Raw genomic sequence first — 25,072 nt, 5'->3', positions numbered from 1 at the left:
CGCGGCCACCGCCCGCAACCGCAGAATCTCCTGCGCCGACGGCGACAGATGCCGCGCGTCCCCCACCAGATCACTCACACCCAGCTCAACGACCCAGAATCACAAGCGTTTCGGATCAATAGAAGACTCATCAGACCATCACCGTTCCCAGGATGTTCCCATCTGGACATCACAGGGCCCTCCGCGATCACCCGCGGAGGGCCCTGCGATGTCCGGACAGAGAAAAACCCCAGGTCACGGCGAGTGAGTCCTGGGGTTTCTCCGGAGCCGCCTTCGGGATTCGAACCCGAGACCTACGCATTACGAGTGCGTTGCTCTGGCCAACTGAGCTAAGGCGGCGCGCCCTGTCGCACCATGATGCGATCAGCAGCGTCGCCAAGTCTACACAGTTTCCAAGGGTGCTCCGTACCAGCCCGGCTCTGGCCCGTCTTCGCAGGTCAGGGACGGGTTGGAGAAGATCAGGAGCACATTTTGCCCTTGGCCGGCGGGGTGCCGTCCAGGAGGTAGGTGTTGATCGCCGTGTCGATGCAGTCGCTGCCGCGGCCGTACGCCGTGTGGCCGTCGCCGCGGTAGGTGAGGAGGGTGCCGGAGGAGAGCTGGCCGGCCAGGGACTCGGCCCACTTGTACGGGGTGGCCGGGTCGCGGGTGGTGCCGACCACGAGGATCGGGGCGGCGCCCTTCGCCTCGATCCGATGGGGGGTGCCGGTGGGCCGGACCGGCCAGTCGGCGCAGTTCAGGGCGGCCCAGGTGAAGGTCCTGCCGAAGACCGGGGACGCCTTCTCGAAGCTGGGAAGCGCCTGGGCGGCGGCTTTGGCGTCGGTGAAGGCGGGCGGCAGGTCCAGGCAGTTCACGGCGGCGTTGGCGAACATCAGGTTCGCGTACGTGCCGTTCGGCTCGCGTTCGTAGTAGCTGTCCGCCAGGGAGAGCAGGCCGGAGCCGTCGCCCTTCTCGGCGCCGGTGAGGGCAGCGCGGAGCTGGGACCAGGACGACTCGTCGTACATGGCGGCGATGACACCCGTGGTGGCGAGGGATTCGGTGAGCCGACGGGAGGCGCCGGTGGGGATCGGCCTGGCGTCGAGGTCGGCGAAGAGCTGCTTCAGGCGGGTGGCCGCGTCGGCGGTGGAGGTGGTGCCGAGCGGGCAGTCCGCCTGTTTCACGCAGTCGGCGGCGAAGGACTGGAACGCGGTCTCGAAGCCCGCGGTCTGGTCGCGGTTCACGTCGACGACGGGGCGCGACGGATCCATCGCGCCGTCCAGGACCATGCGGCCGACCCGGGCGGGGAAGAGCTCGGCATACGTCGCGCCGAGGTAGGTACCGTACGACGCCCCGACGTAGTGCAGCTTCTCGTCACCGATCAGGGACCGCAGCATGTCCATGTCGCGGGCCGTCTCGACGGTGGAGACATGCGGGAGGATCTCGCCCGAGCGCCGCTCGCAGCCGCTTGCGAACTCCTTGTAGGCGCCGCTCAGCCTGTTGACCTCGGTGGCGTCGTCCGGGGTCTGGTCGACCTGGGTGTAGGCATCCATCTGCGAACCGGTGAGGCATTCGACGGGCTCGCTGCGGGCCACTCCACGCGGGTCGATGGCGACCATGTCGTAACGGGCCCGAACCTGGGCGGGGTAGCCGATGGCCGCGTAACTCTGGAGATAGCCGATGGCCGAGCCGCCGGGGCCGCCCGGATTCACCACGAGGGAGCCGATCCGCTTGCCGGGTCCGGTGGCCCTGGCGCGGGAGACGGCCAGCTTGATGTCGCCGCCGTCCGGCTTCGCGTAGTCCAGGGGCGCCTTCATCGTCGTGCACTGGAACCCCTCGACGCCGCAGTCCCGCCAGTTCAGCTGTTGCGCGTAATACGGCGTGAGCTCGGCGGGGGCGGATGGGGCGGACGGCGAGGCGCTCGTCGAACTGCCGCTGCTGCAGCCGGAGATGAGGAGGCCGGCAGTGCCGAGCGCGGTGGCAAGGATGCGGAGCGGGCGCCTGGTGTCCATCCCCGGAGCGTAGCCGCCGCGTGACGGCCCGCCCGCTTCCCTGCTCATACGGGTGAAAAGCAGTGATGCGCAGTAACAAGCAGCAGTAATTAGCAGCGCTGACAAGCAGCGGCGATGAGTGATGAGGGGCGTCAGCCCGCGCGCAGCGCCATCGTCATCGCCTCGACCGCGAGCAACGGCGCCACATTGCGGTCCAGCGCCCGGCGGCAGGCGATCACCGCCTCTATCCGGCGCAGGGTGCGCTCGGGTGTGGAGGAGCGGGCGATGCGGTCGAGGGCGTCCTGTGCGTCCGCATTGGCGATGGCGATCCGCGAGCCCAGCTGGATGGCCAGTACGTCGCGGTAGAAGCCGGTCAGATCGGTGAGCGCCAGATCGAGGCTGTCGCGCTGGGTACGGGTCTTGCGGCGCTTCTGTCTGTCCTCCAGCTCCTTCATCACCCCCGCCGTGCCGCGCGGCATCCGTCCCCCGGCGACCGCGCCGAGTGCGGCCTTCATCTCTTCCGTCTCCTTGACGTCGACCTCCTCCGAGACCTGCTTGGCGTCATCGGTGGCGGTGTCGATCAGCTCCTGGGCGGCCTTGAGACAGCCGCCGATGTCCTCGACCCGCAGCGGGAGCTTGAGCACGGCGGCGCGACGGGAGCGGGCCTTCTCGTCGGTGGCGAGTCGGCGGGCCCTGCCGATGTGGCCCTGGGTGGCACGGGCGGCGGACGCGGCCCGCTCCGGATCGATGCCGTCGCGCCGGATCAGGACATCGGCGACCGCGTCGACCGGGGGCGTGCGCAGCGTGAGGTGACGGCAGCGGGAACGGATGGTGGGCAGCACATCTTCGAGGGAGGGCGCGCAGAGCAGCCACACCGTGCGCGGCGCGGGCTCCTCGACGGCCTTCAGCAGTACGTTCCCCGCGCCTTCGGTGAGCCGGTCGGCGTCCTCCAGGACGATGACCTGCCAGCGGCCGACGGCCGGGGAGAGCTGGGCGCGGCGGACCAGTTCGCGGGTCTCCTTCACACCGATGGAGAGCAGATCGGTACGGACCACCTCGACATCGGCATGCGTACCGATGAGGCTGGTGTGACAGCCGTCGCAGAAGCCGCAGCCCGGTGCGCCGCCCAGGGCTCGGTCGGGGCTGGTGCACTGGAGGGCGGCGGCGAAGGCGCGGGCAGCGGTGGAACAGCCGGAGCCCGGCGGGCCGGTGAACAGCCAGGCGTGGGTCATCCTCGACCCCGGAGGCACCGGCTCCCCCGCGGAGTTGGCGGTGACCAGCGCATCGGCGTCCCGGGCGGCGGCACCGAGCTGCTCCTGCACTCGGTCCTGACCGACCAGGTCGTCCCATACGGTCATGGGTCACCGCCCTTCCGGTGGTGTGCGGCTGCGCGGCTGTCGTGCGATGCGGCCGCGCGGCTGTGATGTCGCTGCTTGTCGATCCGGCTTCCCCGATCCGACTCCCATTGTGGGGGACGGGTCTGACAATCCCGGCAGCACGGCAGCACGGCAGTCCGGCTGCCGGGCGGGCCCGCCCGGCAGCCGCCGCGGATCAGCGGCGCGGGCGGCGCCCCCGGCCCGAGGGGCCTGAGCCCTCGTCGTCGCGGTGGTCGCCCAGCAGCTCGTCCGCCAGCGTCGGCAGATCGTCCAGCGGGGTCTCCTCGGCCCAGTCGGGACGAGGACGCCGGCCCCGGTGCTCCTGGTGGTCCTGAACCGGCTGCGGGGCGGCCGCATGCGGGTCGCCGATCTGCGGAAGCTCGCGCGTGCGCTCGTTCTCGTTCTCCCGGGCGGAGTCCGCCGGGCGCTCGTCACGGAAGATGCCCCGCGGAACCCGGTCCGCCGGATTCGCGTCCCGAGCGTCACGCACGTCCCGTACCGGAGGAAGAACCGCCGTCTCATCCGCCGCACCAGGGCGCCCGGACCGGTCGGACCGGTCGTGGATCTTCGGAATCATTGCCGTCTCGGCCTCGCCGGAGGGCGACGGCGCGGGCGGGGTGACCGGCGAAGGCACCGGCTGCGTCACGTCATTCGGGTTGACGATCGGTGTCGGCACCGTGAGCTCGTTGTCCGGTACGGACGCCGTCGCAGCCGCCTCGGCCTGCCGACGGGCTTCCTCGGCCCGCAGCAGCGCCTCTTCGGCCTTGTGCTGCTTCTCCAGCCGCCGCGCCTCGGCCTCCTTGCGCAGCCGGGCCTCCTCCTCGGCCTGCCTGCGCAGCCGGGCCTGCTCGGCCTCGCGGACCGCTTCCTCTGCCTCCAGCCTGGCCCGCTCCTCCTCGGCCAGACGCCGGGCTTCCTCGGCCCGCTGCCGGGCCTCCTCGGCCTGGCGTTCGGCCTCGCGCCGGCTTGCCTCCTCCAGCTCGCGGCGCTTGCGCTCCTCCTCCTCGGCGCGGAGCTTGGCAAGCTGTTCCTGCCGCTCGCGCTCCAGCCGCTCCTCCTCGGCCTTGCGGGCCGCCTCTTCCTCGGCCTTGCGCCTGGCCTCCTCCTCGGCGGCCTTGCGCGCCTCCTCCTGGGCCTTGATCTCGGCCTCGGAGAGCGGAAGGAGCTGATCGAGCCGGTGGCGTACGACCGTGGTGATCGCTTCCGGATCCTGGCCCGCGTCCACCACCAGGTAACGGGTCGGGTCGGCCGCGGCCAGCGTCAGGAAGCCGGACCGTACCCGCGCGTGGAACTCGGGCGGCTCGGACTCCAGCCGGTCGGGCGCCTCGGTGAACCGTTCCCGCGCGGTCTCCGGATCGACGTCCAGCAGCACCGTCAGATGCGGTACGAGTCCGCTCGTCGCCCAGCGCGAGATCCGGGCGATCTCGGTCGGGGAGAGGTCACGGCCCGCGCCCTGGTAGGCGACGGACGAGTCGATGTAGCGGTCGGAGATGACGATCGCGCCGCGCTCCAGCGCCGGACGGACGACCGAGTCGACGTGCTCGGCGCGGTCGGCGGCGTACAGCAGTGCCTCGGCCCGGTTGGAGAGCCCGGCCGACGACACGTCGAGCAGGATCGAGCGCAGCCGCTTGCCGACCGGGGTCGCGCCCGGCTCACGGGTGACGACGACCTCGTGGCCCTTGGCGCGGATCCACTCGGCGAGCGCCTCGACCTGGGTGGACTTGCCGGCGCCGTCGCCGCCCTCCAGGGCGAGGAAGAAACCGGTCGCGGCGGGGGCGACAGCCGGGTCGCCGCCGCGCAGTGCCTCGCGCAGATCGCGGCGCAGCGGCACTCCGGAGCGGTCGTCCGTCTTGGCGAGGACGATCACGGCGACGGGCAGCAGCAGTGCGCCGATCAGCATCAGTGCGAAGGCCGCTCCGCCGTGGGCGAAGACGAAGTCACCGGAGGTCAGCCGGTGGGTGCCGATCGCGGCGGCCAGCAGCGGGCCGGCGAGCGCGCCGAGCGCGACGAGGACCCGTACAACGGCCTGGAGGTGTTCGGTGGTCCTGGCCCGGTGGAACTCCTCGGTCTCCTGGTCGACCAGGACATGACCGGTGCCTGCGGCGACACCCGCCGCGTATCCGGCGAGCACCGCGATCATCAGCACGGTCGCCGTGTCCGGCACGAGGCCCATGGCAAGGAGTGCGATGCCCGTGACGGCGGTGGCCAGCGCGAGCAGCCGGCGCCGCGACAGCTCGGGCAGCACCTTCCCCGCGGTACGGATGCCGACACCCGTGGCGCCGGTCAGCCCGAGGATCAGCAGGGCGAAGGTGGCGGGCCCGCCGCCCAGGTCGGCGGCGTGCAGTACGGCGACGGCGGCAGCGGCGGCAATGGCTCCGGCGACCGCGGCCGAGGCGCCGACGATCAGCGGTACGGATCCGGTGCGGCCCTTGTCGCGTCCGCTGCCGGTCGACGGCCGGCGCAGGCCCTCCAGCGGCGAGCGCGGGCGGGGCGTCTGCGAACCGGGCAGTTCCAGGAAGTACAGGGTGGAGATCGAGGCCGAGAAGAGCCCGGCCGCGACGTACGAGCCGAGGGCCGCCTGGTGGAGCGAGAACCACTCCAGGCCCGAGCCCAGCAGGCTACCGACGAGCGTGGCGATCAGCAGGACGGCCGCGGCGGCCGGAATGGCGGCGAAGTCGGTACGGATGGAGAGCCGGCGCAGTGCGTCGAGGTGGTCGGGCAGCGGGCGTACCGCAGCGCCTTCGGGGGGCGGGGCGGGCAGCAGCGCGGGGGCGGCGCCGTCCTTGGCGACCGTCCACAGGCGTTCGGCTGCGCCGACGACGAAGACGGTGATGAGGATCATCATGAGTGCCTTGTCGGGCATCCAGTCGATCCACAGCGGTGCGACGACCAGCAGCGCGAGCCGCAGCCCGTCCGTCCCGATCATCAGCCACCGCCGGTCCAGCGGTCCTCCTGGCGCGGTGAGCGTCGTCAGCGGCCCCAGGAGTACGGCTCCGAAGAGCAGGGTGGCAAGGATCCGGGCACCGAACACCGCGGCGACGGCAAACGCCGCCCCTCGGTACCCGGCTCCGAATGAGCCCTCAAGGACCGCCGCTTGCAGCGACATCAGCACCAGCACGAGAAGGGCGAGTGCATCGCCGATACTGCCGACGAGCTGGGCGCTCCACAACCGCTTCAGCGGGGGAACACGCAACAGGGCTCGTACGGCGCGCTCGCGTGAGTCTGCGGCAAGTGTGTCGGAGGTGGGGCTCACGACCGTTGGCTGCTCGGCTCGCGTCATCCGCCCAGCCTATCCGGAGCAGTGGGGTCCCCGGAGGCCCCGTCCGAACATATGGGCGTCCGGGGACTTTCCAGCCCCTCCGCCTTCCAGCCCCTCCACCTCCCAGCGCCTCCGGCCTTTCCAGCCCCTCCGGTCTTTCAGCCCCTCCGGCGCTTGAGGAGCGGGGTCGGGGTGCGGGGGCATTTCCAGCCCCTCCGGCGCTTGAGGAGCGGGGTCCGGGACAGAGCCCCGGTTTCGGGAAGGGGCGGGTAGGGGAACAGCCCCGCCGCAGGAGCCCCACCCCCGCCCCTCGCCCACCCGGCCCGGGTACGCAAACGCCGGAGGGGCTGGAATATCCAGCCCCTCCGGCGATCGATCGGACCGCTCGTACGGTCAGTCCTCCACAGACGCCGCGGCCGTCTTCTTCGCCGCAGCCGCCTTCTTGGCGGTCGCCGTCTTCTTCGCCGTCGTCGTCTTCTTCGCGGCGGTCTTCTTGGCTGCCGCCGCAGTCGCCTTCTTGGCCACCGTCTTCTTCGCGGTCGCCTTCTTGGCGGGTGCCTTCTTCGCCGTCTTCTTCTTGGCGGGTGCCTTGGCGCGCTTCTCCGCGAGGAGCTCGTAGCCGCGCTCCGGCGTGATGTCCTCGACGCTGTCGTCGGTGCGCAGCGTCGCATTCGTCTCGCCGTCGGTGACGTACGCGCCGAAGCGCCCGTCCTTGACCACGACCGGAGCCCCGCTCACCGGGTCCGTGCCCAGTTCCTTCAGCGGCGGCTTGGCGGCGGCGCGGCCGCGCTGCTTGGGCTGGGCGTAGATCGCGAGGGCCTCTTCGAGGGTGATGTCGAAGAGCTGGTCCTCGGAGGTCAGCGAACGCGAGTCCGTGCCCTTCTTCAGATACGGGCCGTAGCGGCCGTTCTGCGCGGTGATCTCGACGCCGTCGGCGTCCTCACCGACGACACGCGGCAGCGACATCAGCTTGAGCGCGTCGGCCAGCGTCACCGTGTCCAGTGACATGGACTTGAAGAGCGACGCGGTCCGCGGCTTCACCGCGTTCTTGCCGGTCTTCGGCGTGCCCTCGGGCAGCACCTCGGTGACGTACGGACCGTACCGGCCGTCCTTCGCGATGATCTGGTTCCCGGTCACCGGGTCCGCGCCGAGCTCGTAGTCGCCGCTCGGCTTGGCCAGCAGCTCCTCCGCATACTCGACGGACAGCTCGTCGGGCGCCAGTTCCTCCGGCACGTCCGCGCGCTGGTGGCCCTCGGCGTCCTTCTCACCGCGCTCGATGTACGGGCCGTACCGCCCGACGCGGAGCTTGATGTCGTTGCCGACGGGGAAGGAGGAGATCTCCCGGGCGTCGATCGCGCCGAGGTCGGTGACGAGCTCCTTCAGACCGCCGAGGTGGTCGCCGTCGCCGTTGCCCGCGGCGGAGGCCGCGCCGCTGACGGCGTCGTCGCCCTCGCCGAAGTAGAAGCGCCTCAGCCACGGCACGGACTGGGCCTCGCCCCGCGCGATGCGGTCGAGGTCGTCCTCCATCCGCGCGGTGAAGTCGTAGTCGACGAGCCGGCCGAAGTGCTTCTCCAGCAGGTTGACCACGGCGAAGGAGAGGAACGACGGGACGAGCGCCGTGCCCTTCTTGAAGACGTAGCCGCGGTCGAGGATGGTGCCGATGATCGAGGCGTACGTCGACGGGCGGCCGATCTCGCGCTCTTCCAGCTCCTTGACCAGCGAGGCCTCGGTGTAGCGGGCCGGCGGCTTGGTGGCGTGGCCGTCGACCGAGATCTCCTCGGCGGACAGCGCGTCGCCCTCGGCGACCTGCGGGAGGCGCCGCTCACGGTCGTCGAGCTCGGCGTTCGGGTCGTCGGCGCCTTCGACGTACGCCTTCATGAAGCCGTGGAAGGTGATCGTCTTGCCGGACGCGGAGAACTCGGCGTCGCGGCCGTCGCTCGCCCGGCCGCCGATCTTGACGGTGACGGAGTTACCGACCGCGTCCTTCATCTGGGAGGCGACGGTCCGCTTCCAGATCAGCTCGTAGAGCCGGAACTGGTCGCCGGTGAGGCCGGTCTCGGCAGGGGTGCGGAATCGGTCGCCGGAGGGGCGGATCGCCTCGTGCGCCTCCTGCGCGTTCTTGACCTTCCCGGCGTACGTGCGCGGCTTGTCCGGCAGGTAGTCGGCGCCGTACAGCTGCGTGACCTGCGCCCGGGCCGCGGAGATCGCGGTGTCCGAGAGGGTCGTGGAGTCGGTACGCATATAGGTGATGAAGCCGTTCTCGTACAGCTTCTGCGCGACCTGCATGGTGGCCTTGGCCCCGAAGCCCAGCTTCCGGCTCGCCTCCTGCTGGAGGGTCGTCGTGCGGAACGGGGCGTACGGGGAGCGGCGGTACGGCTTCGACTCGACGGACCGTACGGCGAACGTGGAGTCGGCGAGCGCGGCGGCCAGGGCCCGGGCGTTCATCTCGTCCAGGTGCAGCACCTGGCCGGAGCCGGACTTCAGCTGCCCGTCCGGACCGAAGTCGCGGCCCTGGGCGATCCGGCGGCCGTCGACCGCGTTCAGTCGGGCGGTCAGCGTCGACGGGTCGGAGGCGTCACCGGTTCGGCCGGTGGCGAACGTGCCGGTCAGGTCCCAGTACTCGGCGGAGCGGAAGGCGATGCGCTCGCGCTCCCGCTCGACGACGAGGCGGGTGGCGACGGACTGGACGCGGCCGGCCGACAGCCTCGGCATGACCTTCTTCCACAGGACCGGTGAGACCTCGTAGCCGTAGAGACGGTCGAGGATACGGCGGGTCTCCTGGGCGTCGACCATGCGCTGATTGAGCTCGCGCGGGTTGGCCACCGCCTCCCGGATCGCGTCCTTGGTGATCTCGTGGAAGACCATCCGGTGGACCGGGACCTTGGGCTTCAGGACTTCCTGCAGGTGCCACGCGATGGCTTCGCCCTCGCGGTCCTCATCGGTGGCGAGGAAGAGTTCGTCGGACTCGGCCAGCAGCTGCTTGAGCTTCCTGACCTGCGCCTTCTTGTCCGCGTTGACGACATAGATGGGCTGGAAGTCATGCTCGACGTCGACGCCGAGCCGACGGACCTCGCCGGTGTACTCGTCCGGCACCTCTGCGGCGCCGTTCGGCAGGTCACGGATGTGCCCGACGCTCGCCTCGACGACGTATCCGGGGCCGAGGTAGCCCTTGATCGTCTTCGCCTTGGCAGGCGACTCGACGATGACGAGTCGGCGGCCGCCCTGTGCGGTCTCGCTGGTCGGGGACAACTTCGCTCTTCTCTCCGGTCGACACTCAGTGGGCATCCGGGCAGCGCGATTACGCTGCCGACGGTGCTGTCGCTGCGGAGTGTGACGGTACAACCCGCCCCCGTGTCAAACGGCAAAAGCCCGCAACGGCCACTCGAACGGTAACCCGACTTCCGCCATTCCTGCCGCCCGGACTGTCCGGTCCGCCATTCGCACGGCCGCTGCCTGCGGGTTTCTGGGTGCTGTGGTGGCGCTGCGGGCGTCGGCGGTGAGAGGCGGACGGTCCGGGCGTGTTCCCCGCCACTGCCCGCTGTGCCTTGCGGTTCCCGGCCGGATCCGGCGGGGAGTGGATCAGATGCGGGTGAAGCACCACACACCGAGGACGAGAAAAAGTACGCCGAACACAGTGGCGAGAGTGGCGGAGGCGACGGGGCTCACACCGTGCGCCACCGGCGCGCGGTGCAGCACGCGCGCCCCCGTCCACAGCAGCAGCGCGGCGCCGAACAGCGCGAACGCTGTTCCGGCGAAGACCGCAGGTCCGCTCTCCATGTCCGTACGCCTCCCTGTCCCTGCTCGGCCGGGGCCTGTGCCATCCGGTCAGGGGGAGGCTGCCACCCCAGGGCGTCGTGCACGCGAACCCCGGGTGAATGGCCGGATTCACACATCCGGGAAGCGCGGGACCGAGGCCCCGGGGCAACACCCGGCCGTAAGCCAACCGGAATCCGCAGTCCCCGCGGCGGACCGACGGCGGTGAGCGTGAAGACGCTGGTGGCGAGCCCCTTCATTGCGTACGGCAGTACGCACCCGAACCGGAACGGAGCCCAGTGACGGAGGCGGCCGCGGTGGCGGCAGCCGCCCCGGCCCCGGAATCAGGACCGGGACCGGGGCCGGGGCCGGAACCGAGGCCGGGGCCGGGACCGAGGCCGGGGCCGGGGCCGGGACCGGGGCCGGGGCCGGGACCGGGGCCGGGGCCGGGGCCGGGGCCGGGGCCGGGGCCGGGACCAAAGCAACGCCATCAGCTGGCCGGCGGCACCGGCTCCAGAAAGCCCTCCTCCACCAGCAGTCGGATCGCCTGCGGGGTGCGGTCGCGCAGCAGCACCGGGTCCTCGTTCATCAACTGGGCGATCGCGTCCAGGATCCGGCCCGCGGGCAGCGTTCCGTCGCACACACCCGCGAAACCGGCGCCGACGGCGTCGACCTTCGTCGCACGCCGCATGCCGCGGTTCTGACGGAGCACCACATGCTCGGGGTCCTCCGCGCCCGGCAGCCCGACCTGTTCCTGCATGACCTCGGCGGCGAGGGTGAAATGCCCGGCCAGGAGCGCCGCGTCATCCTGTTCGCGGAGGTAGTCCTGGCGGGCGAAGTGGGCCTGGACGGCCGGTCCGAGCGGCTGCTCCACCGCGTGCGGCCACTCCTCGATCACGACGGACGGGTTCCCTGCGGCAGCCGCGGCGGACTTCCGCAGGGTGATCCAGCCGAAGCCGATGCCCTTGGTCTTGCGGGCCTCGAACTCGTCCAGCCAGGCGTCGTACCGCGGGGCGTACTCGGCGGGGTCCGTGCGGTGATCGCCGCTGTCGCGCAGCCACAGCTCCGCGTACTGCGTGACGTCCTGGACCTCGCGCTGCACGATCCAGGCGTCGCAGCCGTGCGGCACCCAGGAACTCAGCCGGTTCTGCCACTCCTCGCCCTCGATGTGCTGCCAGTTGGCGAGGAAGTGGGCGTAACCGCCTTCGTTCAACCGGTCGCCCGACTGCTGCACCAGGGTCCGGCACAGGTCGTCGCCGCCCATTCCGCCGTCGCGGTAGGTGAGGCGTGCGCCGGGCGAGATGACGAACGGCGGGTTGGAGACGATCAGGTCGTACGTCTCCGTGCCGACCGGCTCGTACAGAGATCCCTGGCGCAGCTCGGCCGGGCCGGCGCCGGACAGGGCGAGCGTCAACCGGGTGAAGTCCAGCGCACGCGGGTTGAGGTCGGTGGCCGTGACCCGGGTGGCGTGCTGTGAGGCGTGCAGCGCCTGGATGCCGGAGCCCGTACCGACATCGAGCGCGGAGGCGACTGGCGTACGGACGGTGATCCCGGCGAGCGTGGTGGACGCCCCGCCGACTCCGAGGACCACGCCTTCCTCGCGCGAACCGATGCCGCCCGCGCCGCCGACCGCACAGCCCAGGTCGGAGACGATGTACCAGTCCTGCCCGTCGGGCCCGCTGTACGGGCGTACGTCGGCCGTGGCCCGCACCTCGTCGCCGGTTCGGGTCACCCAGCCGTCCTCGATGCACTCGGCCAGTGGGAGCGTGGCACGCGCCCGCTCGTACGGGACGGGGTGCTGGAGCAGGAAGAGCCGCACCAGTATTTCGAGCGGGGATTCGCCCCGGGTGGCACGCAGCGCCGGAACCGTCTCGCTGCGGGCGAGCGCGGCGTAGGCGGGCGCACCGAGCAGGTCGAGGAGCCCGTCGGCGGTGAAGGCGGCGGCGAGCAGGGCTTCGCGGAGTTGGGGCGAATGGTCGGGCACGGGGAGACTGGTCGTACTCACCCACCCATTGTGGCCGCTCCCACTGACAACGGCAGCGGCCCGGCGCCCACCGGGGCCGCCGGGCCGTCCGTACAACCGCTGCTTCCGCTACGCCCGCCGCATCCGCTACAAGGGCCCGATTACGACTTCTTGCTGGGCGAGGCGGACGGGGAGGCCGGCTTCGGGGAAGCGGACTTCGGCGGCACCGAGGCCGTCGGCTTCTGGCAGCCCTTCTGCTTCGCCATCGCGGTGCCGACCTCGCCGGACTGGAGCTTCTTCAGCGCCTCGTCACCACTGGTGCTGATCTTGTTCAGCTCGTCCGCGATGCCCTTGAGACCGTCGGCGAACTTCGCCTGGTCCTTCGTGTCGAGGGCGTCGACCTTCTTCTGCAGGTTCGCATACGCCACGGAGGAGGCGTTGAGCTCCTTCACGGCCTCCTTCTGCGTGGTCTCGCCGCCGTCGACCGGCGGCGCGCCCGCCGAATCGACAGCCGCGCCCAGCGCCTTGTACGCCTGCGAGATCTGCTGGAAGGCGGCCGAGTCGGTCTTCTGGACGTCGGCGGGCTTGCTGTTGTCGGCGGTCTGCTGCTGGATGGCGGCGTTGGCGTTCGCGATCTTCTGCAGTTGGGGCTGGACCTGGTCGCAGACCGTCTTGGCCCAGGCGTTCACCTTGTCGCTGCTGTCGTCGCTGCTGCAGCCCGACAGCGTAAGTACCAGTACCGCACCGCCGGACAGCGCGGCCGCAAGCTTCTTGTTCACCGGATCGGTCCCTTCCAAGGCTCTCGGCCCCGGAACTTACACGTCGAGCACCCTCCATCCGGGTGCCGGACGTCCGATGAGTGGCCTTTTGCAGCCATTTGCACCAAGGGAAATGAAGGAGATACAACTCACCCACACAGTCCTCGGGACGCGGGAACACCTGAACGAGCAAGCGTACGGACGGGCGTACGGACACGCTGTCTGCTGACACACGACCGGGCGGACGGCACATCAGAGTGTGCCGCCCGCCCGGTCGTTGAGCCGAGGCCGGCTACGTACCACCGCCCTCTTCCCGTTGCCGCTTCACGAAACAGCCGCCTGGTCGGGCGACTTGGCGGGGCCCCCGCCACCGTCAGCGGGATCCTCCTCGTCCCCCACGGCGATCCCGCGCCGCTTGGAGACGTAGACCGCTCCGATGATGACGGCGATGGCAAGCACCGCCACCACCGCCCGCACGCCGGCGCTCGCGTCCTGCCCGTAGCTGAACTGCACCACCGCCGGGGCGATGAGCAGCGCGACCAGGTTCATCACCTTGAGCAAGGGGTTGATCGCCGGTCCCGCCGTGTCCTTGAACGGGTCGCCGACCGTGTCCCCGATGACGGTCGCGGCATGGGCCTCGCTGCCCTTGCCGCCGTAATGGCCGTCCTCGACGAGCTTCTTGGCGTTGTCCCACGCACCACCCGAGTTGGCGAGGAAGACCGCCATCAGCGTGCCGGTACCGATGGCGCCCGCGAGATACGAACCGAGCGCCCCGACGCCGAACGTGAACCCGACGGCGATCGGCGCCAGGACGGCGAGCAGGCCGGGCGTGGCGAGCTCGCGCAGGGCGTCCTTGGTGCAGATGTCGACGACGCGCCCGTACTCCGGCTTCTCGCTGAAGTTCATGATCCCGGGGTGCTCGCGGAACTGCCGCCGCACCTCGTAGACCACGGATCCGGCGGACCGGGACACCGCGTTGATCGCCAGCCCGGAGAAGAGGAAGACGACCGCGGCACCGAGGATCAGGCCCACCAGGTTGTTGGGCTGCGAGATGTCCAGACTGAGCGTCATCTCCCCGGCCTTGGCCCCCACGTCGTCGACCGCCGTGGCGATCGCGTCGCGGTACGAACCGAAGAGCGCCGACGCCGCCAGGACGGCGGTGGCGATGGCGATGCCCTTGGTGATGGCCTTGGTGGTGTTGCCGACGGCGTCCAGGTCGGTGAGGACCTGAGCACCGGCGCCCGTGACGTCACCGGACATCTCCGCGATGCCCTGCGCGTTGTCGGAAACCGGGCCGAAGGTGTCCATGGCAACGATGACACCGACGGTGGTGAGCAGCCCGGTCCCCGCCAGGGCCACCGCGAAGAGCGCCAGCATGATCGACGTACCACCGAGCAGGAACGCCCCGTAGACGCCCAGGCCGATCAGCAGCGCCGTGTAGACGGCGGACTCCAGACCGATGGAGATACCGGCGAGTACGACGGTGGCCGGACCGGTCAGCGAGGACTTGCCGATGTCCCTGACGGGCCGCCGGTTGGTCTCGGTGAAGTAGCCGGTCAGCTGCTGGATCAGGGCGGCCAGCACGATGCCGATGGCGACGGCGACCAGGGCGAAGACCCGCGGGTCGCCGCCGTGCGAGGTGATGGCGCGGTCGGTGACGCCGTCCAGATCCGCGTACGAGGACGGCAGATAGATGAAGACTGCCACGGCCACCAGGACCAGCGAGATCACCGCGGAGATGAAGAATCCGCGGTTGATGGCGGTCATTCCGCTGCGGTCGGCGCGCCGCGGGGCGACCGCGAAGATCCCGATCATCGCGGTGACCACGCCGATCGCCGGGACGATCAGCGGGAAGGCCAGTCCGGAGTCGCCGAAGGCGGCCTTGCCGAGGATGAGCGCGGCGACGAGCGTCACGGCGTACGACTCGAAGAGGTCGGCCGCCATGCCCGCGCAGTCACCGACGTTGTCGCCCACATTGTCGGCGATGGTGGCGGCATTGCGCGGGTCGTCTTCCGGGATGCCCTGCTCCACCTTGCCGACGAGGTCGGCGCCGACGTCTGCGGCCTTGGTGAAGATGCCGCCGCCGACCCTCATGAACATGGCGATCAGCGCTGCACCGAGACCGAAGCCCTCCAGCACCTTGGGCGCGTCGGCGGCATAGACGAGGACGACACAGGAAGCACCGAGCAGCCCGAGGCCCACGGTGATCATGCCGACCACGCCACCGGTACGAAAAGCGATCTTCATCGCCTTGTGCGAAACAGCGGTGAGATCCTTTTCGGGTTCGCCCTCCGCGGGAGTCGCCTCACGCGCAGCAGCAGCCACACGGACATTACTGCGTACGGCGAGCCGCATACCGATGTATCCGGTGGCCGCCGAGAAAAGCGCACCCACCAGGAAGAACAACGAACGGCCCGCGCGCTGCGACCAGTTGTCGGCCGGAAGCAGCAGAAGCAGGAAGAAGACCACGACGGCAAAGATGCCGACGGTACGCAACTGCCGGGCCAGATAGGCATTCGCGCCTTCCTGGACGGCGGCCGCGATCTCCTTCATGCGGTCGGTACCCTCACCGGCCGCCAGCACCTGACGGGCCAGCAGCCGGGCGACGACCAGCGCGGCGATGGCTACGACCGCGACGACGATCACGATGACGCGATTGTCATCGGTGAGTACCGCGGCGGCGAGAGATGTGGGTCGGCCGGAAGGTGTGGAAAGTGCGGAATCTTGCGTCATTCCTGCCAGTGGGGTGTTGAAGAACTCCGCCATACGTCCTCCTTGACGCTCAGCGCTCAAGACGTGGACGGATTGTAGGGAGCGGGAGCTGATCAAAACAGTGCGCGGTAAATGTAATTGACCTTCACGGGTGGATCGGCAAATGATCGAGGGCACGGATCGACCCGAATGCAGTAATGGGGCAGGCACATTTTCCGAAGATCATTGATCACACAGAAATGAAAAAAGGCCCTGCTCAGCAGGGCCTCAAAAGACGGATCAAGAAATGGATCGGGGGAAGGGTTCGGAGGAATCGGGACGGCCGGACCGCCCGTGACGCCTGCGGCGCCTCAGGGAAGCACCGTCACGGGCGTCTTCGGCCAGCTCATGCGGATCACTCCGCCATTGACTCCCGATCTGACTTCCACATCATCGACGAGGCCGCTGATGACTGCGAGACCCATCTCGTCCTCGCCGTCGGCGTCGGCGTCGGGATCCGGCCCATCGAGTCCCACGCCGGGCGTGGCGTCGCGTGTCGCGGAGGCTCCGTCGGGAGCCGGCTCGGCACCCGGTCCGGGCACCTCGTCGCCGACCTCGATGGAGAAGGACTTCTCCTCCTCGGTCAGGACGACGGAGACGGGAGCGGTGATGCCATGGCTGCGGTGCAGCCCGACTGCGCGGCTGCAGGCTTCACCGACGGCGAGTCTGACCTCGTCGAGCACGGCTTCATCGACCCCTGCCCGGCGCGCCACGGCAGCTGCCACGAGGCGGGCCGTCCTGACGTGTTCGGGCTGGGCGCTGAAGCGGAGTTCAACGGTGGCCATGCAATCCCCCTCAGACGTACGGGCGTGCATCCCAGGGGCCCGGGCGGGCTGCCCGACACCCCTGCTCTTCTTCCAGTCTTCATCCGGTCTTGTTCTGGCCTTCTTCCAGCCTTCTTCCGGAACCGGCGAAGCCGTCGGCCGACCGGCCCGGTCGCCAGCCGCCGGCCCACTGACGGACAGCTGCCGGCCGGCCGACAGGCGTCCGACCGGCAGACGACCCACTCCCGAGCGGCCGAATGCCGAACGGCCGACCAGAAAGCGGCCGACCGGACACCGACCAGTTGCCCAGCGGTCGGGGCACTGGCTATCCAGCTCCCCGGCCACTGGTTGCCCGACCGGCCGACTGCCCGACTACGGCAACCGGCGGTCAGGCCGCCTGCGTCGCACCGGCCGCCAGTCACGGCTACCGGTGCACCGACCGCGCGCCGGACCGGCCGCGGACCGACCGTCAGTCGGTGGCCGCAACTGCCTCGTCGACCGTGGTGTGAATCGGGAACACCTTGGTCAGACCAGTGATCCGGAAGATCTTGAGAATGCGCTCCTGGTTGCAGACCAGGCGCAACGAGCCCTCATGGGCCCGGACACGCTTCAGGCCGCCCACGAGCACGCCGAGGCCGGTGGAGTCGAGGAAGTCGACGCCTTCCATGTCGACAACCAAGTGGTAGCTGCCGTCATTCACCAACTCGACCAACTGCTCGCGCAGCTTGGGCGCGGTATACACATCAATCTCGCCACCGACCTCGACGACCGTACGGTCGCCACCAGGGCCGGACACATTGCGAGTCGACAAGGACAGGTCCACGGATCCTCCAGCACCTTGCTATCGAGCGGTCGCCCCTCGGTCTCCCCGGCGGAGCCAGGGGACGGATCGCCAGCCGCGATGGCATTCAATCACTTACCAGCAGCCATGCACGACGCCTTGGGACCATTGTCCGTCACGCCAGTGACACACTCGGTGCCGATGGCCAAGAATCACCGCCCCAGTCGACCACCCGAGAACAGGGACTCCCGCCCCTCTCCCGCCATGGTCCTCGACCGGCTCGCCGCATCGGCGGGCCGGTCCGCGCGCATCACTCATACGGAGCACTTGCCCCCGCGTACGGGAACCCATGCCATCTGGCCCGATCGCATCCGGCCAGAAGTGATCGCCGCGATCCAGAAGGCCGGAATCGTCCACCCGTGGGCGCACCAGGCGATCGCCGCCGAGCACGCCCTGGACGGCGAATCCGTGGTCATCGCCACCGGCACGGCGTCCGGCAAGTCGCTCGCCTATCTCGCCCCGGTGCTCACCGCCCTGCTCGACGGCTCCGAGGCCCCGAACGGCCGGGGTGCGACCGCCCTGTATCTCGCCCCCACCAAGGCCCTGGCCGCCGACCAGAGGCGTGCGGTGAAGGAACTCGCGGCACCGCTCGGCAACGCCATCAGGCCCGCGGTCTACGATGGCGACACCCCGGTCGAGGAACGCGAGTGGGTGCGTCAGTACGCCAACTACGTCCTGACCAACCCCGACATGCTGCACCGCGGGATACTCCCGTCCCACCCCCGCTGGTCCTCCTTCCTGCGCGCCCTGCGCTTTGTCGTCATCGACGAGTGCCACACCTACCGGGGTGTCTTCGGTTCCCACGTCGCCCAGGTGGTGCGCCGGCTACGCCGTCTGTGCGCCCGATACGGAGCGAATCCGGTCTTCCTCCTCGCCTCGGCCACCGCGGCGGAGCCCTCCGTCGCGGCGGGCCGCCTCACCGGTCTCCCGGTCAGGGAGGTCGCCGACGACGCCTCGCCGCGCGGCGAAATGGTCTTCGCCCTGTGGGAGCCGCCCCTGACCGAGCTGCAGGGCGAGAAGGGCGCGCCCGTTCGCCGTACCGCCACTGCCGAGACCGCCGACCTCCTCACCGATCTGACCGTCCAGGGCGTCCGCTCGGTCGCCTTCGTACGCTCCCGGCGCGGCGCCGAACTGATCTCCGTCATCGCCAAGGAACGCCTCGCCGAGGTGGACCCCTCCCTGCCCGCCCGGGTCGCCGCCTACCGTGGGGGTTATCTCCCCGAGGAGCGCCGCGCCCTGGAGCGCGCCCTGCACTCCGGCCGACTGCTCGGCCTGGCCGCCACCACCGCCCTCGAACTCGGCATCGACGTTTCCGGCCTGGATGCCGTCGTCATCGCGGGCTATCCCGGCACCAGGGCGTCGCTGTGGCAGCAGGCGGGCCGCGCCGGACGTTCCGGCCAGGGCGCCCTGGCCATCCTGGTGGCCCGCGACGACCCGCTGGACACCTTCCTCGTCCACCATCCCGAAGCGCTGTTCCAGCAGCCCGTGGAGTCGACCGTCCTCGACCCGGACAACCCGTACGTCCTCGCCCCTCACCTGTGTGCCGCCGCTGCGGAGCTCCCGCTCACCGAGCCCGACCTGGAGCTCTTCGGCCCGGCCGCGGCCGAACTGCTGCCGCAGCTGGAGGCCGCGAAGCTGCTGCGCAAACGGGCATCGGGCTGGCACTGGACCCGCCGGGAGCGCGCCGCCGATCTCACCGACATCCGGGGCGAGGGCGGCCGCCCCATCCAGATCGTCGAGGAGGGCACCGGCCGGCTGCTGGGCACCGTCGACGAATCGGCCGCGCACACCGCCGTCCACGAAGGCGCCGTCCACCTCCACCAGGGCCGCACCTACCTGGTCCGGAAGCTGGATCTGGAGGACTCGGTGGCCCTGGTCGAGGAGGCCAACCCGCCGTACTCGACGACCGCACGCGACACCACATCCATCGCCGTCCTGGAGACCGACACCGAGATCCCGTGGGGTGACGGGCGGCTCTGCTACGGCTCCGTGGAAGTCACCAACCATGTCGTCTCCTTCCTGCGCCGCAAACTGATCACCGGCGAGGTCCTCGGCGAGACCAAGCTGAATCTGCCGCCCCGCACTCTGCGCACGCGCGCCGTGTGGTGGACGGTCACGCAGGACCAGCTCGACGCCGCCCGTATCAACCCGGAGATCCTGGGCGGCGCCCTGCATGCCGCGGAGCACGCGTCGATCGGGATGCTGCCGCTCTTCGCCACCTGCGACCGATGGGACATCGGTGGCGTCTCCGTGCCGTTGCACCCGGACACCCTGTTGCCCACGGTCTTCGTGTACGACGGTCATCCGGGCGGTGCCGGATTCGCCGAGCGGGCCTTCCACACCGCCCGTACGTGGCTGACCGCGACCCGCCAGGCCATCGCGTCCTGCGAATGCGAGGCGGGCTGCCCGTCCTGCGTCCAGTCCCCCAAGTGCGGCAACGGCAACGATCCGCTGCACAAACGCGGCGCCGTGCGCCTCCTCAGCGAACTCCTCCGGTCCGCGCCGCCGGACCCGGGGGAGCCGAGCCCTCCGGAACCGTCGGAGACGACAGCTCCGGAGAGCCGGGAGCAGCCGCCTCAGGCCCCGCCCGGGACCTGACCGCCGGTTTGTACGGCCCGAAACTCACCCGGGCCGTCACATCGGCGATCTCCCCACGCACCACGCACCGCACCACCACTGCCCCCTGCGCTGCGGCCACCTTCCCGGCCGCCCCGCACGCCTCCTCGGGCCCTTGCAGGGCCCGGTCGGCCGCGGCCAGGGCTGCCAGGTCCGCCGCACCGCCGGCCCGGTGCCGAACGACCACCACCTGTCCGAGCGCAAGCACGACCCCGAACACCGCGCACAACGTGGCCGTGGTCATCGCCACCCACACCGTCGCCAGGCCCCTGTCCCGGTCCGGATCCCGCCCCCGCCCACCGCAACCGCGTCCGCGATCCCCACGCGTGTGCAGCCACCTGATGGCGGCCCTCCGGGCGCCCTCCCCCATCCCGATCACGGCGTCACCCCCACCGTGTCCTCGGCCAGTGCTGCCGCCTCAGCATGGAGCGTGAGGGCCAGTGGGCCGAGTCCTGGCGTCGGCGCCGCCACCCGTACCCGCCACAGCTCCCCGGCCCGCTCCATCGCGACTTCGGCCCCGCCGGGTGCCGCCGAACGGGCGGCTTCCAGCACCTGCGGCTCCGGTTCCGAGCGGGCCGCCGCCCGCGCCCCGGCCCTGGCCGCGTCCACGCACCGGATCTGGGCGGAGGCGGCCATCAGCGCCCAGACCAGCGCCAGGGCGAAAACCACCAGCACCGGAATCGCCATGGCCGCTTCCGCCGTCACCGCACCCCGGTCCCCGACTCCGACCCCGCCCGTGGTCCCGGAACGGCCCCCGGCGCACGCCCCGGAACCGCTCCTAGAACTTTGCATCGAGCGCGTCCTTGAGAAGTGACTGCAGTGCGGACATGACCGGCTGGCTGGTCACCACCTTGTAGAGCACCGCTGCGAACGCACAGGCCGCGATCGTCCCCACCGCATATTCGGATGTCGTCATTCCGTTGTCCGACCGGGCTCGGCTCACCATGCCCCGCACCCAGCCCCTGATTCGCTGTGCCATTTCAACCCCCGTGAAATGCATAATTCATATCGAATAGATACTTACTAGTACTTTTCTGTCATCCGGCGTGAAGCAGGCCGGTCGCCAGACCGATCACCACCGGCGCCACCCCGACCGCCAGGAAAGCGGGCAGAAAGCAGAGCCCGACCGGTGCGGTGATCAGCACGCCTGCCCGCTGGGCGCGCGCCACGGCCGCACTCGCCCGCTCCGCCCGCATCGCCTCGGCCAGCCGCGCCACCGGCTCCGCCGCCGGAGCCCCGGTCGATCCCGCCCGGTCCAGGCAGCGGGACAACGCACCCGCGCCCGGTATCTCCCCGAACCGCCCCCAGGCCACCGCAGGTTCACCACCGAGCCGGATCTCCGCCGCCGTCCGCGCCAGACGCACGCCGACCGGTCCGCCCAGCGACTCCCCCACCGCTTCCGCCGCCTCTCGGGGCCCGGCTCCGGCAGAGATGCAGGCCGACAAGAGGTCTGCTGCCAACGGGAGTTGGCGTAAGACCTGCGCCGCTTCCACAGCACCGGCCCCCGGTTCGCGGCTGCGCCGGGCCCGCTGCCACCTCCAGGCGCCGTACGCCCCCGCCAGCCCGGCCGCGAACCCCGGCAGGCCGCCGATCAGGACCGCGCCCGTCGCCAAAGCACCCAGCGGCGCGATCCATACCTTCGCCCGGGCGCCGGAAACCGTCCGCCCGCGCCGACGCTTCACCGGGCCGATGGCCAGCAGCACAGCGCCCCGGCGGCGTACCGCCCGTGTCCGCCGCCGTCCCGCCAGGGCAAGGGCCAGATACACGACCGTGCCCAGAACCGCCCACACTGCCGCCACCCGGTGGGCGACTTCGCCGGTGACCCCGTTCATGCCGCCTCCCCCGCCCGTACGATCCGGCAGGCCCAGCAGAGTCCGGCCGCCTCCAGCAACCCGCCCGCCACCAGACAGACCAGCCCGGCCGGCGTGTGCAGCAGCACCCTCAGCGGATCGGCTCCGAGCGCCGCTCCCAGCCCCAGGCCAAGCACCGGCAGCAGCGCCAGCACGGCCACCGTCGACCAGGCACCCGCCAGTTGGGCCCGTAACTCCTCCCGTCTGCGTCGCTCTGCCCGCAGCGCACCCTCCAGGCGGTCCAGGCCCGCCGCGAGCCCGGCCCCGCCGTCCACCGCCACCCGCCAGCAGGCCGCCACCCCGGCGAGCCCGTCCAGACCCGGCTCCCGCGCCGCCTGCCTGAGCGCCCCCGGCACATCGCCACCGAACCGCGCCGCAGCGGACACACCGGCCTCCGCCGCTCCCATCACTCCGGTCCCGCGGACGGCGACGAGCAACGCCTGCCCCGGCTCGTGCCCGGCCCGCAGCTCACCCACGACGGCACCGCACAGCGCCACCACCTCATCGGCCCGGCGTTCCCGCTCCTGCGCCAGGGCCCGTCTCCGCAGCCACCGCCGCACCAGCGGCACCGCCACCACCCCTGCCGGCACCGGAAGCATGGACTTCCCCAGCACGGCGATGGCCAACGCCACCGGCAGACAGAGCCACTCCCGCCGCTCCCGCAACCGCTCCTGGAACCAAGCCCGAATCCGCTCCCAGCGCTCACGCAGCGGCGACTCCACCACCCCGTCTACGAACAACACCCGTGCTCGCCGTCGCCCCTGGTCCTGTGCCACCACCAGCCAGGCCGCCACCCCGACGCACAAGACCGCCGCACAGCTCGCGCTCGCCGACAGCCCCACCGTCGCACCATTGCTCACAGCGCACCCCCGATCAGCGACCGCAGCCGTTCCCAACCCTGTTCCTGCACAAATCCGTCGGCGCCCCAGCGCAGCGCCGGCACGGTCACCACCAGCCCAGCTGCATCCCGCTCCAGGACCTGCACCTCGGCGATCCGCCGCTGCCCGGCCCGGTCCCGTACGAGATGGACCACCACCGACAGCGCCGCCGCCAACTGGCTGTGAAGCGCCGTCCGGTCCAGCCCCGCCGCCGTCCCCAATGCCTCAAGGCGGGCCGGGACGTGCTCGGCAGCATTGGCGTGAACCGTCCCGCAGCCGCCCTCGTGGCCGGTATTCAGCGCGGCCAGCAGTTCGGTGACCTCGGCGCCCCGCACCTCCCCGACCACCAGCCGGTCGGGCCGCATCCGCAGCGCCTGCCGCACCAAGTCCCTCAGGGTCACGCGCCCCGCCCCCTCCTGGTTGGCGGGGCGCGACTCCAGGCGCACCACATGCGGATGGTCCGGCCGCAGCTCCGCCGAGTCCTCGGCGAGCACGATTCGCTCACGCTCCCCGACCGCGCCCAGCAGACTCGACAACAGGGTCGTTTTCCCGGCCCCCGTCCCCCCACTGATCAGATACGAGACCCGGGCCTCCACCAACGCCCTCAGCACCCGGTCACCGCCCGGCGGCACGGTCCCCGCCGCGACCAGCTCCGTCAGCGAGAAGGCCCTGGGCCGCACCACCCGCAACGACAGGCACGTCGAGCCGACGGACACCGGCGGCAGCACGGCATGCATACGGGTGCCGTCCGGCAGCCGCGCGTCCACCCAGGGCCGGGCGTCGTCCAGCCGCCGCCCCGCCACGGCCGCCAGCCGCTGCGCCAGCCTGCGCACCGCGGCGGCGTCCGGAAAGGTCACCCCGGTGAGTTCGAGCCCGCCACCCCGGTCCACCCACACCCGGTCCGGCGCGGAGACCAGCACATCTGTCACGGCCGGGTCGGCGAGCAGCGGTTCCAACACCCCGGTGCCGACCAGCTCGCCGCGCAACTCATCGGCCGCACCGAGCACTTCGGCATCGCCGAGCAGCCGCCCCTGGGCCCGAAGAGCTGCCGCGACCCCGGCCGGGGTCGGCGCCGCGCCGCTCTGCGCCAGCCGCTGCCGCACGGCGTCGAGCAGCGCCTGAGTCATGATGCACCCCCGCCGGCGCGTCCCCCTGCGCCCTCCGAGGCGAGTGCCCGCTCCCAGAACGCCGTGCAGAACCTGGCCAGTGGACCGCGCGCACTGCCGCCGGGCGGTGCGCCGCCGTCCTGGGCGGCCAGCAGCCCGGCGTCGAACGGGAGTTCACCGGCGAGCGGCAGCCCCAGCGCCTGCGCCACCCACCGTTCGTCGAGGCCCGCCGCGTACGGGCCTCGGGCTACCACCCGCAGGTCGTCCAGGACCATCCCGGCCATCGACGCCACCCGCTTCGCCGCCGCGACTGCGCGAAGCTCCCCAGGAACCACCAGCAGCCCGAGGTCCAGCTGCGCGAGCGCCTCGGCCACCGACTCGTCGACCCGCCGGGGCAGATCGACGACCACCACCCCGCCGAGCCTGCGTGCGGCGGCCAGCACGGCCTGCATGGCCTGTGGCGGGATGACCACCCAGTCGTCGCGGCCCCAGCTGAGCACCCGCAGACCGTGCAGTGCGGGCAGGGACTCCTCCAATGCGCCTCCGCCGACCCGCCCTTTGGAATGGGCGAAATCCGGCCACCTCATTCCCTCGGCCCGTTCGCCGCCGAGCAGCACATCGATGCCCCCGCCGAGCGGGTCACCGTCGATCAGCATGGTCCGCCGTCCGGCCCTGGCCGCGGTCACCGCGAGGGCGCAGGCCAGTGTGGATGCGCCGGATCCGCCCCGTCCGCCGATCACCCCGACGGTGAGTGCCGGCCGGCCCACGCCTTCCGCCGCATTGGCGATCTGGTCGACGAGCCAGCCCTCCGAATCGGGCAGCCTCAGCACATACTCGGCCCCGATCTCCACGGCGCGGCGCCAGACATCCGGGGCGTCCTGGTCCCGGCCGACGAGCATCACGCCGCGCCTGCGCGCCGCGCCGCGGCACCGCTGGGCGGCATCGTCCCCCACGAGAACCATCGGGGCCTGCTCCCAGCCGCCTCTGCGTTCGGGCAGCGAGTGATGAACTTCCGGTTCCGCTCCGGCGGCCGCGCACAGCCGCAGCAGGTCGTCGAGGAGTTCCACATCCTCGGTCACGATCAGCGGTCCGCCCCGCCGCACTTCGGCGGTCGGCAGACGATCCCGTGCGATGGATTCAGCCACGATCTCCGCCCCCTTCTCACTGCACCTTCATCGCGGTTCGCGGTGATC

General features: G+C 71.1%; 18 protein-coding genes and 1 tRNA gene. 1 reads left to right on the top strand and 18 read right to left on the bottom strand.

Going from position 1 to position 25,072, the window contains the following annotated elements:
* Positions 1–265: 265 nt before the first annotated feature.
* The 11 genes from ACGFU7_RS31275 to ACGFU7_RS31225 form a co-directional block, all read right to left on the bottom strand.
* Positions 266–339 (bottom strand) — tRNA-Thr (locus tag ACGFU7_RS31275).
* A 119-nt stretch (positions 340–458) separates the two neighbouring features.
* Positions 459–1,985, bottom strand: coding sequence for an alpha/beta hydrolase (locus ACGFU7_RS31270; protein WP_393700222.1), 1,527 nt, complete (start codon positions 1,983–1,985; stop codon positions 459–461).
* Between the two features lie 131 nt (positions 1,986–2,116).
* On the bottom strand, positions 2,117–3,322 hold the full coding sequence (locus ACGFU7_RS31265) for a DNA polymerase III subunit delta' (protein WP_393700220.1): 1,206 nt from the start codon (positions 3,320–3,322) through the stop codon (positions 2,117–2,119).
* A 193-nt stretch (positions 3,323–3,515) separates the two neighbouring features.
* Positions 3,516–6,620 (bottom strand): dTMP kinase, encoded by a 3,105-nt coding sequence (gene tmk, locus ACGFU7_RS31260; protein WP_393700218.1) that lies wholly within the window; start codon positions 6,618–6,620, stop codon positions 3,516–3,518.
* A gap of 372 nt (positions 6,621–6,992) precedes the next feature.
* Positions 6,993–9,848 (bottom strand): type I DNA topoisomerase, encoded by a 2,856-nt coding sequence (topA, locus tag ACGFU7_RS31255; protein ID WP_393700216.1) that lies wholly within the window; start codon positions 9,846–9,848, stop codon positions 6,993–6,995.
* A 330-nt stretch (positions 9,849–10,178) separates the two neighbouring features.
* On the bottom strand, positions 10,179–10,376 hold the full coding sequence (locus ACGFU7_RS31250; RefSeq protein ID WP_393700215.1) for a hypothetical protein: 198 nt from the start codon (positions 10,374–10,376) through the stop codon (positions 10,179–10,181).
* Positions 10,377–10,842: 466 nt separating this feature from the next.
* On the bottom strand, positions 10,843–12,357 hold the full coding sequence (locus ACGFU7_RS31245) for a methyltransferase (RefSeq protein WP_393700213.1): 1,515 nt from the start codon (positions 12,355–12,357) through the stop codon (positions 10,843–10,845).
* A gap of 119 nt (positions 12,358–12,476) precedes the next feature.
* Entirely contained in the window at positions 12,477–13,094 is a 618-nt protein-coding gene (locus tag ACGFU7_RS31240) for a small secreted protein (RefSeq protein ID WP_393700212.1), read from the bottom strand.
* A gap of 303 nt (positions 13,095–13,397) precedes the next feature.
* On the bottom strand, positions 13,398–15,839 hold the full coding sequence (locus tag ACGFU7_RS31235; protein ID WP_393700210.1) for a sodium-translocating pyrophosphatase: 2,442 nt from the start codon (positions 15,837–15,839) through the stop codon (positions 13,398–13,400).
* 296 nt (positions 15,840–16,135) lie between these two features.
* Positions 16,136–16,609 (bottom strand): ATP-binding protein, encoded by a 474-nt coding sequence (locus ACGFU7_RS31230; protein ID WP_393700209.1) that lies wholly within the window; start codon positions 16,607–16,609, stop codon positions 16,136–16,138.
* 448 nt (positions 16,610–17,057) lie between these two features.
* Positions 17,058–17,411, bottom strand: coding sequence for an STAS domain-containing protein (locus ACGFU7_RS31225; protein ID WP_003967428.1), 354 nt, complete (start codon positions 17,409–17,411; stop codon positions 17,058–17,060).
* A 78-nt stretch (positions 17,412–17,489) separates the two neighbouring features.
* On the opposite strand from ACGFU7_RS31225, the gene ACGFU7_RS31220 reads away from it, so the two are divergent.
* Positions 17,490–20,027: a DEAD/DEAH box helicase gene (locus ACGFU7_RS31220; protein ID WP_393700207.1), complete on the top strand. Its 2,538-nt coding sequence runs from the start codon at positions 17,490–17,492 to the stop codon at positions 20,025–20,027.
* On the opposite strand, the gene ACGFU7_RS31215 is transcribed toward ACGFU7_RS31220, so the two are convergent.
* The 7 genes from ACGFU7_RS31215 to ssd are packed head-to-tail and all read right to left on the bottom strand — an operon-like array spanning position 19,909 to position 24,958.
* Complete coding sequence (locus tag ACGFU7_RS31215; protein ID WP_393700238.1) at positions 19,909–20,415, bottom strand: Rv3654c family TadE-like protein; 507 nt, start codon at positions 20,413–20,415, stop codon at positions 19,909–19,911. The two genes, ACGFU7_RS31220 and ACGFU7_RS31215, sit on opposite strands and share 119 nt — an antisense overlap.
* 5 nt (positions 20,416–20,420) lie before the next feature.
* Entirely contained in the window at positions 20,421–20,837 is a 417-nt protein-coding gene (locus tag ACGFU7_RS31210; RefSeq protein WP_393700205.1) for a TadE family type IV pilus minor pilin, read from the bottom strand.
* Positions 20,824–21,024, bottom strand: a complete 201-nt coding sequence (locus ACGFU7_RS31205) for a DUF4244 domain-containing protein (protein ID WP_393700203.1) — start codon at positions 21,022–21,024, stop codon at positions 20,824–20,826. Before ACGFU7_RS31205 ends, ACGFU7_RS31210 begins: the two co-directional genes overlap by 14 nt.
* Positions 21,025–21,082: 58 nt before the next feature.
* Positions 21,083–21,877, bottom strand: coding sequence for a type II secretion system F family protein (locus ACGFU7_RS31200; protein ID WP_393700201.1), 795 nt, complete (start codon positions 21,875–21,877; stop codon positions 21,083–21,085).
* Complete coding sequence (locus ACGFU7_RS31195; RefSeq protein WP_393700200.1) at positions 21,874–22,755, bottom strand: type II secretion system F family protein; 882 nt, start codon at positions 22,753–22,755, stop codon at positions 21,874–21,876. The genes ACGFU7_RS31200 and ACGFU7_RS31195 overlap by 4 nt, the downstream gene beginning before the upstream one ends.
* Complete coding sequence (locus tag ACGFU7_RS31190) at positions 22,752–23,900, bottom strand: TadA family conjugal transfer-associated ATPase (protein WP_393700198.1); 1,149 nt, start codon at positions 23,898–23,900, stop codon at positions 22,752–22,754. The genes ACGFU7_RS31195 and ACGFU7_RS31190 overlap by 4 nt, the downstream gene beginning before the upstream one ends.
* A complete protein-coding gene (ssd, locus tag ACGFU7_RS31185; RefSeq protein ID WP_393700236.1) occupies positions 23,897–24,958 on the bottom strand; it encodes a septum site-determining protein Ssd in 1,062 nt (353 codons plus the stop codon). The genes ACGFU7_RS31190 and ssd overlap by 4 nt, the downstream gene beginning before the upstream one ends.
* Positions 24,959–25,072 lie beyond the last annotated feature (114 nt).

It is taken from the genome of Streptomyces sp. NPDC048473 (assembly GCF_043200155.1).
GTDB lineage: Bacteria > Actinomycetota > Actinomycetes > Streptomycetales > Streptomycetaceae > Streptomyces.
This window is presented reverse-complemented; position numbering and strand designations above follow the sequence as displayed.

What these genes read in the sequence shown, in the direction of transcription:
- ACGFU7_RS31210 (WP_393700205.1), bottom strand. Translation starts at nt 20,837, where the DNA reads ATGCAAAGTTCTAGGAGCGGTTCCGGGGCGTGCGCCGGGGGCCGTTCC.
- ACGFU7_RS31220 (WP_393700207.1), top strand. Translation starts at nt 17,490, where the DNA reads ATGGCATTCAATCACTTACCAGCAGCCATGCACGACGCCTTGGGACCA.
- ACGFU7_RS31205 (WP_393700203.1), bottom strand. Translation starts at nt 21,024, where the DNA reads ATGGCACAGCGAATCAGGGGCTGGGTGCGGGGCATGGTGAGCCGAGCC.
- ACGFU7_RS31215 (WP_393700238.1), bottom strand. Translation starts at nt 20,415, where the DNA reads ATGGGGGAGGGCGCCCGGAGGGCCGCCATCAGGTGGCTGCACACGCGT.
- ACGFU7_RS31250 (WP_393700215.1), bottom strand. Translation starts at nt 10,376, where the DNA reads ATGGAGAGCGGACCTGCGGTCTTCGCCGGAACAGCGTTCGCGCTGTTC.
- tmk (WP_393700218.1), bottom strand. Translation starts at nt 6,620, where the DNA reads ATGACGCGAGCCGAGCAGCCAACGGTCGTGAGCCCCACCTCCGACACA.
- ACGFU7_RS31230 (WP_393700209.1), bottom strand. Translation starts at nt 16,609, where the DNA reads ATGGCCACCGTTGAACTCCGCTTCAGCGCCCAGCCCGAACACGTCAGG.
- ACGFU7_RS31235 (WP_393700210.1), bottom strand. Translation starts at nt 15,839, where the DNA reads ATGGCGGAGTTCTTCAACACCCCACTGGCAGGAATGACGCAAGATTCC.
- ACGFU7_RS31270 (WP_393700222.1), bottom strand. Translation starts at nt 1,985, where the DNA reads ATGGACACCAGGCGCCCGCTCCGCATCCTTGCCACCGCGCTCGGCACT.
- ACGFU7_RS31265 (WP_393700220.1), bottom strand. Translation starts at nt 3,322, where the DNA reads ATGACCGTATGGGACGACCTGGTCGGTCAGGACCGAGTGCAGGAGCAG.
- ACGFU7_RS31200 (WP_393700201.1), bottom strand. Translation starts at nt 21,877, where the DNA reads ATGAACGGGGTCACCGGCGAAGTCGCCCACCGGGTGGCGGCAGTGTGG.
- ACGFU7_RS31190 (WP_393700198.1), bottom strand. Translation starts at nt 23,900, where the DNA reads ATGACTCAGGCGCTGCTCGACGCCGTGCGGCAGCGGCTGGCGCAGAGC.